This is a genomic window from Phaeodactylibacter sp. (genome assembly GCF_022763345.1).
Lineage (GTDB): Bacteria > Bacteroidota > Bacteroidia > Chitinophagales > Saprospiraceae > Phaeodactylibacter.
In genome coordinates, this window is record NZ_JALEGS010000029.1 from 37,336 (window position 1) to 51,185 (window position 13,850).

The following is a 13,850-nucleotide window of genomic DNA, read 5'->3' on the forward strand; positions in this document are numbered from 1 at the left end:
AGTTACCAAAATACTTGAATTTACAGTTTGCTGCAACAGGATTTGACGAAAATCAGGCTTTGACCGATGAAGAGCTTATCCGGGGGGGAGCAATGCTTACCAGAAAACAACGAAACATTTAATGATTTCATCATTTTTCTGCTTGACCCAAACCATGGGGGAGCGTTTCCTATCTATTTCGGCTTTTAGCATGGAACAGGCATCGGGGAAGGGGAGCCATTGTACCTGAGGGTGGGGCGTGATGAGCCAGTCCGGTTTTTGTGGGATAAAGAATGCCGCATTCCGGAAGTTCTGCAATTCGGAAAAGGTCAGGTAGAAGCCGGCAATGCAGTCCGGGTTAAGTGGGGCAATGTCAAGTTCCTGTTGCTGAAAAGGCAAAAAGAGTTGCGCCTTAAAGCATAGCCTTTGTTCCAGTGCCTCGGAAGTCAGCCCGTAGCGTTCCAGGTAACGGTTGGCCAGTTCGCTGTACAGGAGGGGGAATTGTTTGCGGTGCAGCTTCTCCAGTTTTTGCACGAAGCGGTCCTTTCGGTTGGGCCCAATCCAGGGAGCTAAGGGCGTATGGTGCTCTTCCAGGGTGTCGAGCAGGTAGAACTTGTACGCCACTTCCAGGTGAACGGGCTGGCTTTGGAGGTAAAACAGGGCATCTATTTCACCCATCGTCCGTTTGCCCTGCTGCATTTGCAGGTTGTCGCAAATCCAGGAAACCGAAGGGCGTTTTTTTAGCGCATGAAAAACAAACGCCTCCGCCAGTTTGCCGAGCCGGTGTTGATCAAAGGCAGCTGTCTCCTCCAAAGGCTCAGGGCTAAGAGAAAGCGCTATTTGCCGGAAGGGGGATACCGTGGTGCCTTCCCAGAGGGGTGGGGTGGTTAGGCAGCCGTGGTAACGTTGCTGGGTGCGTACATTCATACTTTGCTGAAAGTACGAAGGATTTAATTAATTTCATATTGGTTTAGATTCCACTCTTCAGCAGCATAAGCGTCAGATCATCAAACCTGTTCCGATGCTTTCCAGTCGCAGGCATTCCCACCTACACCGTCCGCAACGCAGGCAATCTGCACCCGCTCATCTTCGTAAAAGCCGAAGTGGTCTCCATTTTTTACTTTCCCCTTTTTGGAGAGGCTTTTGGCGATGTATTGCATTGGCTTTTTGGGATGCTTAGCTTTCTGATTTGCCATTCGATTACAGTGCTACAGTTACCGGTTCGGGTGTGGGTAGATTTTCCAGGTCAGCCTATTTACTTTCCAGGCACCGTCCTCCATAATCAGATGCCACCTATGTTGCCCATAAATAATTTGCCGTTGATTATCCTCCGTAATTATAGTAGTCTTAAAATCAGCATTTAGAGACCCGGTTTGATGCCCACAAACAACTTGCCGGTTTGAAATTTCGATACTTTCCAAAATACTTCCGTTGTCTGATGCTCTGAGCCAATTCAGAAAATTCGCTTTCCCCTTAATGTGGTGCCCGGCGGTTGGTGAGACTTCAATGTCATCAGAGCAAAATTTAACAATGCCGCATCTATCCGAAATTTCAGTAGCTATCCAAATCTTATGAAGGCCGATTATGTCTTTTTCCATTTTTGATTTAATTCAAATGGAGTCATATCTTTTGGTTTCGAGCGTTTCGTTTTACAATATAGCTAAAGGCATAGAAGAAATTACATGATTAGGAGTCGTATTCTATTTTTTGTGTTGGGCCAGGTAATAAGAATAAAAACTAAAAATTATTGCAGATGCGGAGATTATGGTCATAACTGTTCCGGGCACGAAATTCACAAATCCGCCCAAGTCCATAAACAGGAAATATCCTAAATCTGCTAAGCCACCAATTAAAGCTGCAAGAAAAATCGCATTTCGATTTCCTTTCCATACAAAAAAAGCTGAGATGAAAGTTACATTACCAATCCAGAAAAGATTGAATCCGTGTTGCCCAATAATCGCTCCAGATGCCTTTGAATAATCCATTTGCAATGTACTTGAGTCAACGGCATCTGCAATTCCAGAAACTGAAGATGTTATGTCTCCAGTCAAAATACCTCTCATTGTCATTACTCCTGCAAGAATATGGACAAGTCCCCAAATAATCCATAATACTGCACTTAATTTAAATAATGTAGATTTCATTTAGATTTGATTTTTTAACTAAAAATTCACTATTTTAATGCACAAGTGTTAAAGAAACAATGTATAGCTTAACGGCTATTTAGATAGTATTGGTTCTTTTTTTAATCTGCCCCAAGCCACAAATGATGCAAGAGCAAATAGTATGATATTTGGCACTGGCGGTTCACTTACAGAAATATGGTAGATAGCGGCAAAAATCATAATTACAGCCAATCCTATAGCCGCGATTGGTGTGAGTATTGGTTTGATTCTTGACAAGGCAGGAAGTATTAAACCAACACCTCCAAGTAGTTCACTAATTCCTATAAAACGTATCATTCCTTCAGAAAAGGAGTTAACGAATGACATTCCGTTTGCCGCTAACTCATTGATCGGAGCTGTAGTTTTCATGAATCCTGCCATAATAAATGCTGCAGCTAATACGCCCTGAGCTATCCACAGCGCAATGTGAAGTCTTTTTGAATGTATCAAATCAATTTATTTTTGATTAAAACTCAAATGTATAGGACTAGGCAGCCCTATACATTAATGTAGATTAAGAAATGAAGTATTAGGAAGGAATTATTTTACCCGGTGCTTTCTTTTCACACTTGAAAGAGCCTCCGGGGTGATGCCGAGGTAGGAGGCAATCATTTTTTGTGGGACTCTTTGTACAATATCAGGATATGTTTCAATAAAATGCTCGTAGCGCTCTATGGCAGAGGCACTCATCAACATGATTATTCTTTGTTGAAGAATTTCAAGTCGCTTGATAAGCTTCTGGGTGTCCGTTACAGATACGTTATCTTTTGTTATTTGGATGACTTCTGAATCTTCCAAAGCATCAATAAATAAGTCACAAGGGGTTTGGGGGGGGACACTATCAGCAATAATCCAATTTTCAGGTGCAAACATATAAATGTGCTCTCTGCCTTTATTATCAATTGAATAACTTCTTAGCAAGCCTGATTGAACATGATAAACTTTGCTATTCAAGTCTCCATTTCTTTGTAGAATTTGTCCTTTTTTGATTTGTAATCTTTTCAATTTCTTTTTTGGTTCATTTTTCGTATGCTTATTTGACTACGCAAGCTGCGGGGCAGACTCTGCCAAGCGCGCTTTTGTCTATTTTTGCCATAATCCTGCCGGCCGTCCTGGCACAGCAGTCGGGCACAACTCTTTGATCATCAGTTTTCATTTGCTCCAAACATCGTCTAAGTGTTGTAACGGATTTACTGGCACTTATTTTCGGGAGGTAATATACATTTTTAAAAGAAAAAGCGTTTATGCCAATAATAGCGAGGATTGACATTGCCTGTTTAATCCTGCTGTTCATTGAGTTGATTAAACCATTGACTAAATACAGTGCTCATTTGCTTCGGGTGGCTTTCAGTTAATAAGTGTTTTCCTTTTCCCAGATAGTGAAACGTCGCATTCTTAAAGTTTTCCATAGCATATTCCACCGCTTCTTTTCTGTTTACCAAACCCTTTTTGGCATAGAAATAAAGTTTTGGAACTGTTGATTCTTTCATGCCATTTGAAATATAGGTCAGCAAATCGGCAAATTCACTTTCGCCTCTTCCTTTGGTAAATGACAGAGAAGCAGGATCAGGGCCGTTTGTTATAGCGTACCTTCTTTCTTCCTCATCCCAAGGTTGGGAATAGAACTCGTAAGCCTCTTTTGGCAATTTTCTCCCTGCAAAGAAATTAGTGGATAGTTTTTTGCCGGCAAAGTTTCTTTTTACCATCCATTTTTCGTTTCCCTCCTGAGTTCTTGTAAGCCTCATAAAAGCTTTGAAGCTGAATGGCAATTGGTCATACATCACATCTGCAGGCATAAATGGGGCTTCAAACAGCGCAAGGCCTTTTACATTTTGTGGCTCACGAATGGTATAGAGCATTCCTGCAATGGAACCAATGTCTTGAACCCAAAAGGTTATATTCTTTAGTCCCTTGGCTTCAATGAAATCTTTCAGCATCTGATACTGTACTTCCACAGATACATTTTTATCGGAGGGGAAGCTCGATTTGCCAAAGCCCAGAAAATCTAATGCAATTACCTTTTTATTTTCATCAATATCTGGGATGATATTTCGCCATATGTACAGGTTTGAAGGCAGTCCGTGAAGCAAGAGGATTGGGTCGCCTTCGCCCGATTCAACATAATGTACTTTTTCGTCGCCAAGTTGTATGAATTTTGACTCGAATGGCATTTCCGCCGAAATACCTTTTTCAACCTTGGTTGCTTTGCCTAAATAAGGGTCCTGTGCTTTCAGGTTGGAGCAAAACAAAACGGCACATGCTAAAAAGAGTGTTCTGACGATTGTATTTTTAGGAATGGGCTTTTTATTTAATTGCTTGAATATAAACTTTGGTGCAAGTCTGCTCATTATTTTGAGCTGGGTAGAAATGCCCGGCGTAATTTCTTCTTTGCTGTTTATGTAGCCTTTCCAAAATGCTTGGGCTAATTTTTCCGGAGGCATTGGTTTTAAATTATCGTCCTCTGCAATGTCTGCCCCGTGAGCCAAAGGCGTATCTACCACCGGAGGCAATAATTCCAACACTTTTATATTATGAGGTTTTAAATGAAGCCGTATGCTTCTTGTCCAAAAATGTAAAGCGGATTTTGTGGCAGAATAGACAGGTGCTTGTGCAAATGGAACATAGGCCAAACCCGAAGAAACATTGACGATAACAGCTTCTTTGCTTTTCTTTAATTGTGGTAAAAAATAATGCACCAAACGAATCGGCGAATTGAAATTTATATCAATTTCAGCAAATTGTCTTGTTAAATCGTTTGCTTCATGGCCGGTATCAAGCAATAGCATTATGCCTGCATTGTTTATCAGCACATCAATTCCACCAAACTGTTGGTCGATATCTTTTGCCAATTTTCTGACTTCTGCGTCAGAAGTTACATCACTTTGGAAAAAGTGGACTTTGGGGTTCTCGGCCTTTACTTTTTCAAGTTTGGCTAAATTTCTGCCGGTAATAATGACGGTATTGTTATTTTCTAAAAACTTTTGAGCCAGCGCAAGTCCAATACCTGAACTCCCGCCTGTTATCAATACTTTTTGATTGGATGTGACCATTTGTCATTGTTTTTTTAAGAAAAGAAGGAAGACCCGGGAGGTCATTTTCGAAATTTGATACCCGTAATGATATACGTTTTGTTGCTTAGGTCGGTCGGTATATCATTTCTCGTCCAGTTTTCATGAATTCATGTCATTAGATAGTATAGACACCTAAAGTCTCCAGGTGTAAAGACTTCTGATAAAAAATCTTGAAAATCCACAAATCCTAGTTAAGCGCTCCTGTGATCAAAAGTTTTGAATGCATGTACCAAAGAATAGGAGTTGGGACTAATTCGAGAAGGATCACTGCCCAAATAACAGGCGTTGGTGAATAATGAATAAGTGCTGCCGCCCTTACGATCCCGCCGATGAATAAAGCGATCATTAAAAATCGAAATAGCATCACTTCTGAAGGATCCCAAACGCAATAGAAAAACCCCAAGGCGGTAGATGCCCAAATGGCAGCGATGAATCGATGAGAATTATCAGCCATCGGCTCTATGGCAGGGTCATACGGGCCCGTCATGGCATGAACACCGGTTCCGATAGCTATCAACCCATAAAGGATGAGGAAAACACGAATGAATAGAAGCATTATCAGGAAATTTTAGAGGTGGGTTTGAGAAAGCAATAAGCCGCAATAATGATGGGTATGGCAAAGGGAATATGCTGCAAAATATCGCGTGCTCCTGCATTAGGTACGAAGCTGCCCCAAACAAACACATCCACTGCAATCACCAACAAAAGGGTAACTAAGTGGAAATAACCTGCCAACCTGAATTGTCGAAAAGAGATAGCCAACAAAACGAAGATGGGTGGAAGAACATCACCAACAGCTTTGAAAATGGAGAGGATTTTCGAGAACCGGATGGCTGCATCCGAATCTGGAACTATGGAAAAGGAACCTTCGGCAGCCGCAGGGTGAGCTACCCAAAAAATGCCGATACCAATTAACATTCCAGCCGATATGAAGCTTGCCCAGACGCCAATTCTTATCTGGCGTGGCAGGGTTTTAGCAAGCGGATTTTTGAAGGAGCTAGTACTCATGAATGGTTTATTACTTTTTTTCAAAAGTAAGACCCGGTTGGCTCAATCCACTTGATAAATGATAAGTTCGGAGCGGTCTAAGCGGAAAACCTCATCTTTCTTAATCTACTCAGCGTTTCGGGTGTCACCCCCAGGAAAGTTGCCACGTCTTTGAGTTGAAAACGCATGAGTACTTCTGGGTGCTTTTGTTCCATGTATTCATAGCGCTGTAAGGCATCCAGTTTGAGAAACATCCTACGCATACTAAATTCTTCAATGAATTCCTCTTCTGCCATTCTTCTTCCAACCCGCTCAATATAAATGGATTGCTGATACAGATCGGCAAGTTGATCAATGTCCAAGGTTAGAAACTCGCAATCTTCTTCACAAATGATAGAAAGGTCACTCGGCCCACCAGTAAGTACACTATGTAAAACAGTAAACACTTTGGGTGCTACGTAAAAGTGTGTGGTCTTTTCAATACCATTATCCATTTCAAACTTTCTAACTGCACCTTTTGTCATATGCCAAATCGTTTTGCAGGGCTTTTGTAAGCCAAGGATCACTTCTCCTTTTTTTGACTTGACAGCTTTTAGGTGTTGCTTGTACAATTGCCAATCTTTATCTGGCATCTTTCCGGCAATATGTTCAATGTATTTTCTCATTACCATTTAACAGGCTCATTTTTACATTTGTTACTCTGGTGATTTAGTCCTAACAAAATGATTGATCACTTTGCGCCTAAAAAGCAGATAAATCCCCATTAACTGAAAGATTAATGTGGCAGTAAGCGCAGTAAAGACTTGCTTCCACCAAACATATTGAGGGTAGGGAGCAACAAAATGGCTTGTGCTCTGGTAATGGTTAGCACAGTTAAGGCAACTATGACATATATGATCTTAGGTCTGCTCTGCTTGCTCATCGTTGTTTGTATTATTAAATTCACTTGGTAATGGGGTTCGGTCTTATCAATCTGATAAAAATATAGATATGGCTAAGGAAAGCAGCCAATCCATAGGTTACGAAGGTTAGCCAAATCACGCCTAAGTTCTGATCGTATAGCTTTAAGCCGAAAAATTGTGGAAATGCAGTAATCAAGTCGGCAAATCCGAAAATGTTGAATACCCAAACCAAAGGAATGGCAAATTTCCATTTACTTTTCAATGCGATGGATGTGATAATGGCAAGGATGGCAGTGGCCAGGTCCCAAAGTCCTACAGTTGTTAAAAACTGACTTGGAAAGCCATCGTAAAACTGCTCCTTCGCCATAAAAAGCAGACCCAGGTACCGGAAGGCATTTAGAAACACAAAAGGCAGCAGTGCATCATGAATGGAAAGGTTGGCCAAGCGTGGTTTAATCCACCAATTGAATCCAAGGATAATACTGATCGTGCCGATGATGGCCTGCAAATTGATAATAGTAAAATTGTCCATAAGGCGTTTTTTATTTACCTCTATAGACAATGCAATCAGAGATGTGTAAAGACTTTGAAGAAATTTTTTTTAGTTCAAGTTCAGGCGGTTCTTCCAATCAGCACTTTCAAAAATTTCAAGGAGAAAGTTTTTCTTGTCAAAGGTGGTTTTAAAGCTATGGTCTTGGTGCAACGCTGCAATTTTCAATTCAGAATCATCCACCAAAAAATCAGCATCAGGCTCCAATTGCTCTTTGAATGTTGAATACTCTTTTCGGTTGAATAGCAAATTTTTGGCGTCCACCATTCCATTTTCTGTGGCGAAGGTTACTTTCTTATGGCATCTGCAAGGGTTGGCTTTATTGACCAATCCGCATTTGTTTTGCATAAAATTGTACAAGTCTTTCCGGGCTTTGCTCAATTTCATTCGGTAATTGGTCTTGCTTATTTCCATGATTTCTGAACCTACCGTATGATCTGCTCCGAATATTTCTCCAATGATATAAATCATTCGTTGCTCTTTGGTCAGGCAAAGGAGCATCCCCGATAAACACTGCAGACGGACTTCCCTGATTTCTTCGCTTTTAATGAGTCGCTCCTCTGAGGTCAACTCTGTACTCTCAGCACTATCCAGTCTTCTTCCTAATTCTTCGTAAGTGGTGGCGAAAATATCAGGAGGATTTCTTTGGTCGTTTAAAAAATGGTTTTTAGTAATTCTGTAAGCCCAGGTGGTAAAAGAGCTTTCTTGTTTGAAGGTGCCTAAATTTGAAATTATTTTTATCAAAGCTTCCTGTGTCAGGTCTTCTGCATCCGAAGTATTCCCTGTCAGTTTCCAAGCAAGATTATAAATAACCGGTTGGTGTCTTGCTACAAGAGTTGTCAAAGCGGATTCCTTCCCGTCCAAAACCTGTTGGATAAGTTCCTTGTCCGTTTGGTCAGAACTATATGTACTTTTGAATGGATTCATTTTGCTGGTTTTAAATTGCCGCTAACTCGTTTAAGGCTATGTTTGGAGCAGGTTTGTCATGACAATCAAGGAATTGTGCCCGCCCGCTGTGCCAGAGCTTGCCCCGTATTTCTGCGGGGGGGGGGGACAGGTCCTTATTTTAATTAGGTCCACGCTCTCAACATAGTATAAGCCTTTACATCACTCCAAACCGTCAACTCTTTCCTGGAATCGCGCTCCACTATCTCTAAGGTACCCTCTTGCCTTAGCAAATCCTAACGTACGAACTTATTTCAATCAGATTTAGGACCACCCATCTGTTCTGATTTGCAAAAATTAGTCTGCCCTCAGAAAAGAAGGCCTAAAAAAATCTAGGAAAGGTTGCTTATATCAAATATTCTTGTGTACATTTGTAGTGTACTAGGTAAGTAGTACACTAAATCAATAAGGTGATGATAACAATAGAGCAACTCAATTTTCACTACAAAAAACAGAGCCCGCTTTTCAGTGATTTAGATCTTGATCTACAATCCGGCAGTATTTGTGGGTTGCTGGGTAAAAATGGTGCAGGAAAAACAACTTTACTCAAGTTAATCGCTGGATTAGCTTATCCAAAAACCGGCAGGCTAACCGTTAATGGCTACAATCCGGCGGATCGGAAACCTGCGTTTTTGGCAGACCTTTACCTCATACCTGAGGAATACTTCGTACCAGCTATGAAGATCAACACCTTTGAAAAAGTGTATGCTGCCTTCTACCCCAAATTTAGCGCAGCGCAATTTGACAGCTACTTAAACGAGTTCGAGATTGACCGCAGTAAAAGAATGCATAAGCTTTCTTACGGTCAGAAAAAGAAGGTCCTATTAAGCTTTGGTTTAGCAACAAATGCCAGCTTGCTGGTCCTTGACGAGCCGACTAATGGCTTAGATATCCCCTCTAAAAGTAAGTTTAGAAAACTAATTGCCAGTTCGATTGATGATGACAAATGTTATCTCATTTCGACCCATCAGGTTAGAGACATGATTAATCTGATCGATCCGGTCATTATCCTCGAAGACGGCAAGATCATTTTTAATGCCAATATTGAAGAGATCACCAACAAGCTACATTTTGGGGTACACTACAATGAGAGCCTGATTGGCGATGCCCTTTACGCCGAACGAACACCGGGCGGTTATTTAGCCGTTACGCCAAACCTGAATGGGGAAGAGACGGAAGTTGACCTCGAAGTGCTATTTAATGCCGTCGTGCAAAGCAAAGCCCGCGTGCAGGAGCTTTTTCACCGAACGCTAAAAACTCAATGATATCATGACTACCAATCAAATTTTTAGTTTCCCCAGGTTCATGCACCTCTTCCGCGAAGAAACTTTTAGTGGGCACCGCATGACTTTGATCGTGGCCAGTGTCGTTTTTGTTTTTTTGGCCATCAACGCCGCTATCATGGCAGAGGGTCAGGATTTCGTTAACTTTCACCAAGTCTGGTACAGCATGATCTTACTGGGTAGTGGTTTTTACTTCACCAGCAATAGCTTCAACGAACTCAATCAAAAAGAACAGCGCATGCAATACCTTAGCTTGCCTTCTTCGATCTTTGAGAAGTTAACCATGAAGCTTTTGATTACTTCTCTAGGTTATGTTATTCTATTCACCGCTCTGTATTGGGTCTTTGCACAGGTAGCCGATGTCATCGCAGCATATTTTAATTATTCTTTTCTACCATTTAATCCGGTAGCCCCCTTCTACCTGTTTATGATCAAGCTGTACCTGGTTATCCAATCCATATTTATACTCGGAGCTATCGCCTTTAATCGGTTTGCATTCTTCAAGACGCTTTTTGCACTATTCTTGCTGGTACTCGTTTTTGGGGGAATAATGTGGATAATCTTTCGGATACTTTTTGCTGAATACTTCGATGGCGTATTCACACCGGTTGATAATGTGCAGGTAATGCCAGGCAAGAACTTCCAAAATTTCATTGAGTTCACCGCATGGCCTGTACTGCAGCATATCTTCTGGTTTGTTCTCGCGCCGCTTTTTTGGGTTGTTGCTTATTTCAAACTTAAAGAAAGAGAAGTATAATGGATTTCAAGAACACTAAAACGATATATGTCCAAATTGCCGATTACATCTGCGAGAACATTCTTGCCGAAAAAATCAAGCCGGGCGAAAAAATACAGTCGGTGCGCGAAATGGCTGCAACGATACAGGTCAACCCCAATACGGTCATGCGTACCTACTCTTATTTGCAAGAACAAGAGATCATCTACAATAAACGGGGTATCGGTTACTTCGTAGCGGATGATGCTACTCAGAAAACCACAATGCTCCGACGGGAGGAATTCATCACCCAATACCTCCCGGAAGTGTTTAAGACCATGGAGTTGCTTGATATTGATTTCGATGAATTGAAAAGTATTTATCACCGCATTAGAAACGGGCATCAGAATTAGAGCAGATCAAAATTCCAAGTCCTGGCGCATGCTCATCATCAATTGACTTTTGAAATTAAACAATTATGAAAACCAGTAATAAAATTCTTTTAACCGCTATTTCCGTTTTGGGATTGTCCATCCTAAGCATTTTGATTTTTGCGAAAAGCAGCCTGGTCACCATCGAACAAAACAGCATAAAGGGCAGTGGAAAAATCACCAAAATAGATTACCCAATCGAAGATATCTCCATGTTGGAAGTTGAGGAATTTTTTGAAGTGTATGTCACCATAGGCGAGGCGAAATTAGAAATAGAAACGGATGAGAATATCCAGGCTTTATTGCGTACCAGCTATGACAATTATTACGCAAGCACTGGACAGGACGACTATAAGCGCGTGCTAAAAGTTGATAAAATGAATAACACAAACCTCAATCCTACTCAGGCGATCAAGTTATTCCTTGCTGTGCCCACTTTAGAAGGCATCGACCTGGGCAACCACGCAACTGTCGTTTTGGAGGACGAAGTGATCAGCGAAAAATTCCGAATAAAATTGGATGAGTTCGCAAACGCCTCTTTGAAGCTACAAACGAAAGAACTTGAAGTGCATGTTCAAAAAAACGCCACCTTGGAAATCCTGGGGGATGTTGGTGATACCAATATCGAAGCGGAGGAATTCAGCAAAATCAATATTGAAACCATCGATGCGGATAAAGTAAGCATCACAACCAGAAACCATTCAGACCTGAAACTAAAAGGCCAAACAAAAAGTGTGGAGGTCAACACAGAAGAGTTTTGCAAAATCGATATCGCCGAATTACAAGCGGTTGAGGCTAAAATACACACGCGAAATCATTCTAGCGCTTCGCTCTACGTCACCGGAGACTTGGAGGTAAGAGCAGATGAATTCTCAACGGTTAATTACCGTGGCAACCCTACGATCACTGGAAAATACTTACATAAGTCGGCAACGCTGGAGTCGATTCAGGAATAAAGAATATTGATACCTCATAAGTTGGGTGTGATTTGAAACTGTCATGTTTTTACGCAAGTCTACACAGGCAGGTTATTCACCTCAAGGGGGGCAGTCGCTCCGGAATATGCAAGGGGGGGAGCCAAATCGGAATAAGGTGGGCAATGGGGCCAAAATATGCAGCAACTTATATTTATTTGTTCTCTTTAATCAGCTGCTCTACATTATATTTGAAAGTGGCCGATACCGGGATCATTTTACCATCCACTTTAATCATATTCCCTTCTATAGTTTCAATAAACGAAGCGTTTACAATGAAGGACTTATGGACTCTTATGAAGCGCTTTTCAGGTAATTTATCTTGTAAGTCGCTCAGTTTATCCAGGACCATTAGCGGTTTATTGTTCAAGGTATAAACCTTGACATAATTTCCACTTCCTTCAATAAAGAGTATATCTCTGAAGTAATGTTTATGGATTTTTTTATCGGCTTTGAAGAAAATAAAAGTAGCTTCTGCACTTTTTGGTGCCCGGGGCCTGTCCTGTTCTAAAGGGGCATTTTTTTTCAAAATAATTTTATTAACAGCACTCAGAAAACGCTCAAATCCAAAGGGTTTAAGCAAATAGTCTGTAACCCCATACTCGTAGCTTTCTACCCCGAATTCAGAAAATGCTGTAGTAAGAATCACATGTGGAGGGTTTTTCAAAGTCTTGAGCATTTCCAAGCCAGAAAGTGATGGCATTTTAATATCAAGAAACAAAATATCGATCTCTTTTTGGTGTAAAACATCTATAGCCTCAAAGGCATTGTTGCATTTGCTCACCAGATGAAGTGCATCAATTTGGTTAATATACTTTTCTAGAACCTGCTGGGCGATCGGCTCATCGTCTACTACTAAGCATTGGTATCTCATAGTTCAATGTGTAAAGTCGCTTTAAAAAATGATTCAGTACGCTCCGTCTCAAGCTGATGGTTATTTGGATAGACTAACTTTAATCGCTTCCGCAGATTATCTAAGCCTGTACCGCTTTTTTGAGTTTTTTCCAGGCTTTTGCCCAATGAATTGTGAGCTTCAAAAAAGAGGTCATTACCCTGTAGAGAAAGGGAGAAATGGGCAAAGCTTTTGTCTGAGACCAGATGCAGACCGTGTTTGAAGGCATTTTCAACCAACGGTATGAAAAGTAATGGAGCTATATCGGTTTCATTGTCCATCCCGGACACCTCCCATTTAATATCCGCATTTTTGCTTAGCCGTATTTTTTCAAGATTGAGATAGTCTTCAATGAAAAGAATCTCTTCTTTCAAACGTACCTTGTCCGCCTTACTACTTTGCAGCAGGTATCGCATGAGGTCAGAGAGTTGCAATAAGGCTTCAGCGGCTTGCTGATTTTGATTCTGTACGATAAGACCGTACAGATTATTTAGTGTATTGAATAAAAAGTGAGGGCTTACCTGCGATTTTAGCAAAGAGAGTTCGGCTCTAAGCTGCGCATTTTCGGACTTCAGTAGCAAACCTTGTTTTTTCAAATATTCCCTTGAAAATTTAAAAGAGCTTGTGATTAAAACAAAGAAAAAGAGGTTTGTGAAATGCTCAAATGCGGACGAGGTAAATAAATTATCTCCTGTAAGAAATATAAATCTTAAACCTACAGCCCCAAGACCAATGACAAAAACAAGTCCCGCTGAATAGAGGACATATTTTTTTCTAAAAAAGTAGGTTGGAAGCAGATAGTAAAGGTTGACATACACGACTACAGCCGCAACCCCGAGGACTAAAAACCATTTAGCGTAATCCTGGAATTCTGCATCAGGGTTCTGCAACCAAAACAGTAGGGTAAAGGCGCCCCAAAAGAGGATATGAGGCAAAACAGCCATTGCTTTTTTCAT

18 protein-coding genes are annotated in these 13,850 nt (G+C 41.1%); 4 read left to right on the forward strand and 14 right to left on the reverse strand.

Translation table 11 applies throughout. The features are described 5' to 3' along the window. Positions 1-96 precede the first annotated feature (96 nt). The 12 genes from MRY86_RS08125 to MRY86_RS08180 form a co-directional block, all read right to left on the reverse strand. Positions 97-906, reverse strand: coding sequence for a DUF1853 family protein (locus MRY86_RS08125; protein ID WP_293564210.1), 810 nt, complete (start codon positions 904-906; stop codon positions 97-99). An 80-nt stretch (positions 907-986) separates the two neighbouring features. After that, a complete protein-coding gene (locus MRY86_RS08130) occupies positions 987-1,139 on the reverse strand; it encodes a hypothetical protein (protein WP_293564208.1) in 153 nt (50 codons plus the stop codon). Between the two features lie 54 nt (positions 1,140-1,193). Next, entirely contained in the window at positions 1,194-1,577 is a 384-nt protein-coding gene (locus MRY86_RS08135; RefSeq protein ID WP_293571215.1) for a hypothetical protein, read from the reverse strand. 102 nt (positions 1,578-1,679) lie between these two features. After that, entirely contained in the window at positions 1,680-2,123 is a 444-nt protein-coding gene (locus MRY86_RS08140; RefSeq protein WP_293571216.1) for a hypothetical protein, read from the reverse strand. A gap of 75 nt (positions 2,124-2,198) precedes the next feature. Beyond that, positions 2,199-2,594 carry a DoxX family protein gene (locus MRY86_RS08145; protein WP_293571218.1) on the reverse strand — a complete coding sequence of 132 codons (396 nt, stop codon included), beginning with the start codon at positions 2,592-2,594 and terminating at the stop codon, positions 2,199-2,201. A 90-nt stretch (positions 2,595-2,684) separates the two neighbouring features. Next, complete coding sequence (locus tag MRY86_RS08150; protein WP_293571219.1) at positions 2,685-3,149, reverse strand: Crp/Fnr family transcriptional regulator; 465 nt, start codon at positions 3,147-3,149, stop codon at positions 2,685-2,687. Positions 3,150-3,421: 272 nt separating this feature from the next. Next, the gene (locus MRY86_RS08155; RefSeq protein ID WP_293571220.1) at positions 3,422-5,194 is read right to left on the reverse strand and encodes an SDR family NAD(P)-dependent oxidoreductase; all 1,773 of its coding nucleotides are present in this window, start codon (positions 5,192-5,194) and stop codon (positions 3,422-3,424) included. Positions 5,195-5,402: 208 nt separating this feature from the next. Further along, positions 5,403-5,771: a DUF4345 family protein gene (locus tag MRY86_RS08160; RefSeq protein WP_293571222.1), complete on the reverse strand. Its 369-nt coding sequence runs from the start codon at positions 5,769-5,771 to the stop codon at positions 5,403-5,405. A 2-nt stretch (positions 5,772-5,773) separates the two neighbouring features. Then, on the reverse strand, positions 5,774-6,247 hold the full coding sequence (locus MRY86_RS08165; RefSeq protein ID WP_293571224.1) for a hypothetical protein: 474 nt from the start codon (positions 6,245-6,247) through the stop codon (positions 5,774-5,776). A 53-nt stretch (positions 6,248-6,300) separates the two neighbouring features. Then, positions 6,301-6,867, reverse strand: coding sequence for a cyclic nucleotide-binding domain-containing protein (locus tag MRY86_RS08170; RefSeq protein ID WP_293571226.1), 567 nt, complete (start codon positions 6,865-6,867; stop codon positions 6,301-6,303). A gap of 277 nt (positions 6,868-7,144) precedes the next feature. Then, a complete protein-coding gene (locus MRY86_RS08175) occupies positions 7,145-7,612 on the reverse strand; it encodes a hypothetical protein (RefSeq protein ID WP_293571228.1) in 468 nt (155 codons plus the stop codon). Positions 7,613-7,705: 93 nt separating this feature from the next. After that, positions 7,706-8,581: an RNA polymerase sigma factor gene (locus MRY86_RS08180; RefSeq protein ID WP_293571230.1), complete on the reverse strand. Its 876-nt coding sequence runs from the start codon at positions 8,579-8,581 to the stop codon at positions 7,706-7,708. Between the two features lie 431 nt (positions 8,582-9,012). Here MRY86_RS08180 and MRY86_RS08185 point away from each other — a divergent pair, with 431 nt between their 5' ends. The 4 genes from MRY86_RS08185 (at position 9,013) to MRY86_RS08200 (ending at position 11,984) form a co-directional block, all read left to right on the forward strand. Then, positions 9,013-9,864 carry an ABC transporter ATP-binding protein gene (locus MRY86_RS08185; RefSeq protein WP_293571232.1) on the forward strand — a complete coding sequence of 284 codons (852 nt, stop codon included), beginning with the start codon at positions 9,013-9,015 and terminating at the stop codon, positions 9,862-9,864. A gap of 4 nt (positions 9,865-9,868) precedes the next feature. After that, on the forward strand, positions 9,869-10,639 hold the full coding sequence (locus MRY86_RS08190) for a hypothetical protein (RefSeq protein WP_293571233.1): 771 nt from the start codon (positions 9,869-9,871) through the stop codon (positions 10,637-10,639). Continuing rightward, positions 10,639-11,010, forward strand: a complete 372-nt coding sequence (locus MRY86_RS08195) for a GntR family transcriptional regulator (RefSeq protein WP_293571235.1) — start codon at positions 10,639-10,641, stop codon at positions 11,008-11,010. The genes MRY86_RS08190 and MRY86_RS08195 overlap by 1 nt, the downstream gene beginning before the upstream one ends. Before the next feature lie 65 nt (positions 11,011-11,075). After that, positions 11,076-11,984 (forward strand): DUF2807 domain-containing protein, encoded by a 909-nt coding sequence (locus tag MRY86_RS08200; protein ID WP_293571237.1) that lies wholly within the window; start codon positions 11,076-11,078, stop codon positions 11,982-11,984. A gap of 172 nt (positions 11,985-12,156) precedes the next feature. Here the strand turns inward: MRY86_RS08200 and MRY86_RS08205 are convergent, their stop codons facing one another. Beyond that, positions 12,157-12,876: a LytTR family DNA-binding domain-containing protein gene (locus MRY86_RS08205; RefSeq protein ID WP_293571239.1), complete on the reverse strand. Its 720-nt coding sequence runs from the start codon at positions 12,874-12,876 to the stop codon at positions 12,157-12,159. After that, the gene (locus tag MRY86_RS08210) at positions 12,873-13,850 is read right to left on the reverse strand and encodes a histidine kinase (RefSeq protein ID WP_293571240.1); all 978 of its coding nucleotides are present in this window, start codon (positions 13,848-13,850) and stop codon (positions 12,873-12,875) included. The genes MRY86_RS08205 and MRY86_RS08210 overlap by 4 nt, the downstream gene beginning before the upstream one ends.

Bases quoted from the DNA above. Each gene is read 5' to 3' on its own strand.
- MRY86_RS08125 (WP_293564210.1), bottom strand. From the start codon at position 906: ATGAATGTACGCACCCAGCAACGTTACCACGGCTGCCTAACCACCCCA.
- MRY86_RS08130 (WP_293564208.1), bottom strand. From the start codon at position 1,139: ATGCAATACATCGCCAAAAGCCTCTCCAAAAAGGGGAAAGTAAAAAAT.
- MRY86_RS08135 (WP_293571215.1), bottom strand. From the start codon at position 1,577: ATGGAAAAAGACATAATCGGCCTTCATAAGATTTGGATAGCTACTGAA.
- MRY86_RS08140 (WP_293571216.1), bottom strand. From the start codon at position 2,123: ATGAAATCTACATTATTTAAATTAAGTGCAGTATTATGGATTATTTGG.
- MRY86_RS08155 (WP_293571220.1), bottom strand. From the start codon at position 5,194: ATGGTCACATCCAATCAAAAAGTATTGATAACAGGCGGGAGTTCAGGT.
- MRY86_RS08160 (WP_293571222.1), bottom strand. From the start codon at position 5,771: ATGCTTCTATTCATTCGTGTTTTCCTCATCCTTTATGGGTTGATAGCT.
- MRY86_RS08170 (WP_293571226.1), bottom strand. From the start codon at position 6,867: ATGAGAAAATACATTGAACATATTGCCGGAAAGATGCCAGATAAAGAT.
- MRY86_RS08180 (WP_293571230.1), bottom strand. From the start codon at position 8,581: ATGAATCCATTCAAAAGTACATATAGTTCTGACCAAACGGACAAGGAA.
- MRY86_RS08185 (WP_293571232.1), top strand. From the start codon at position 9,013: ATGATAACAATAGAGCAACTCAATTTTCACTACAAAAAACAGAGCCCG.
- MRY86_RS08190 (WP_293571233.1), top strand. From the start codon at position 9,869: ATGACTACCAATCAAATTTTTAGTTTCCCCAGGTTCATGCACCTCTTC.
- MRY86_RS08195 (WP_293571235.1), top strand. From the start codon at position 10,639: ATGGATTTCAAGAACACTAAAACGATATATGTCCAAATTGCCGATTAC.
- MRY86_RS08200 (WP_293571237.1), top strand. From the start codon at position 11,076: ATGAAAACCAGTAATAAAATTCTTTTAACCGCTATTTCCGTTTTGGGA.
- MRY86_RS08205 (WP_293571239.1), bottom strand. From the start codon at position 12,876: ATGAGATACCAATGCTTAGTAGTAGACGATGAGCCGATCGCCCAGCAG.
- MRY86_RS08210 (WP_293571240.1), bottom strand. From the start codon at position 13,850: ATGAAAAAAGCAATGGCTGTTTTGCCTCATATCCTCTTTTGGGGCGCC.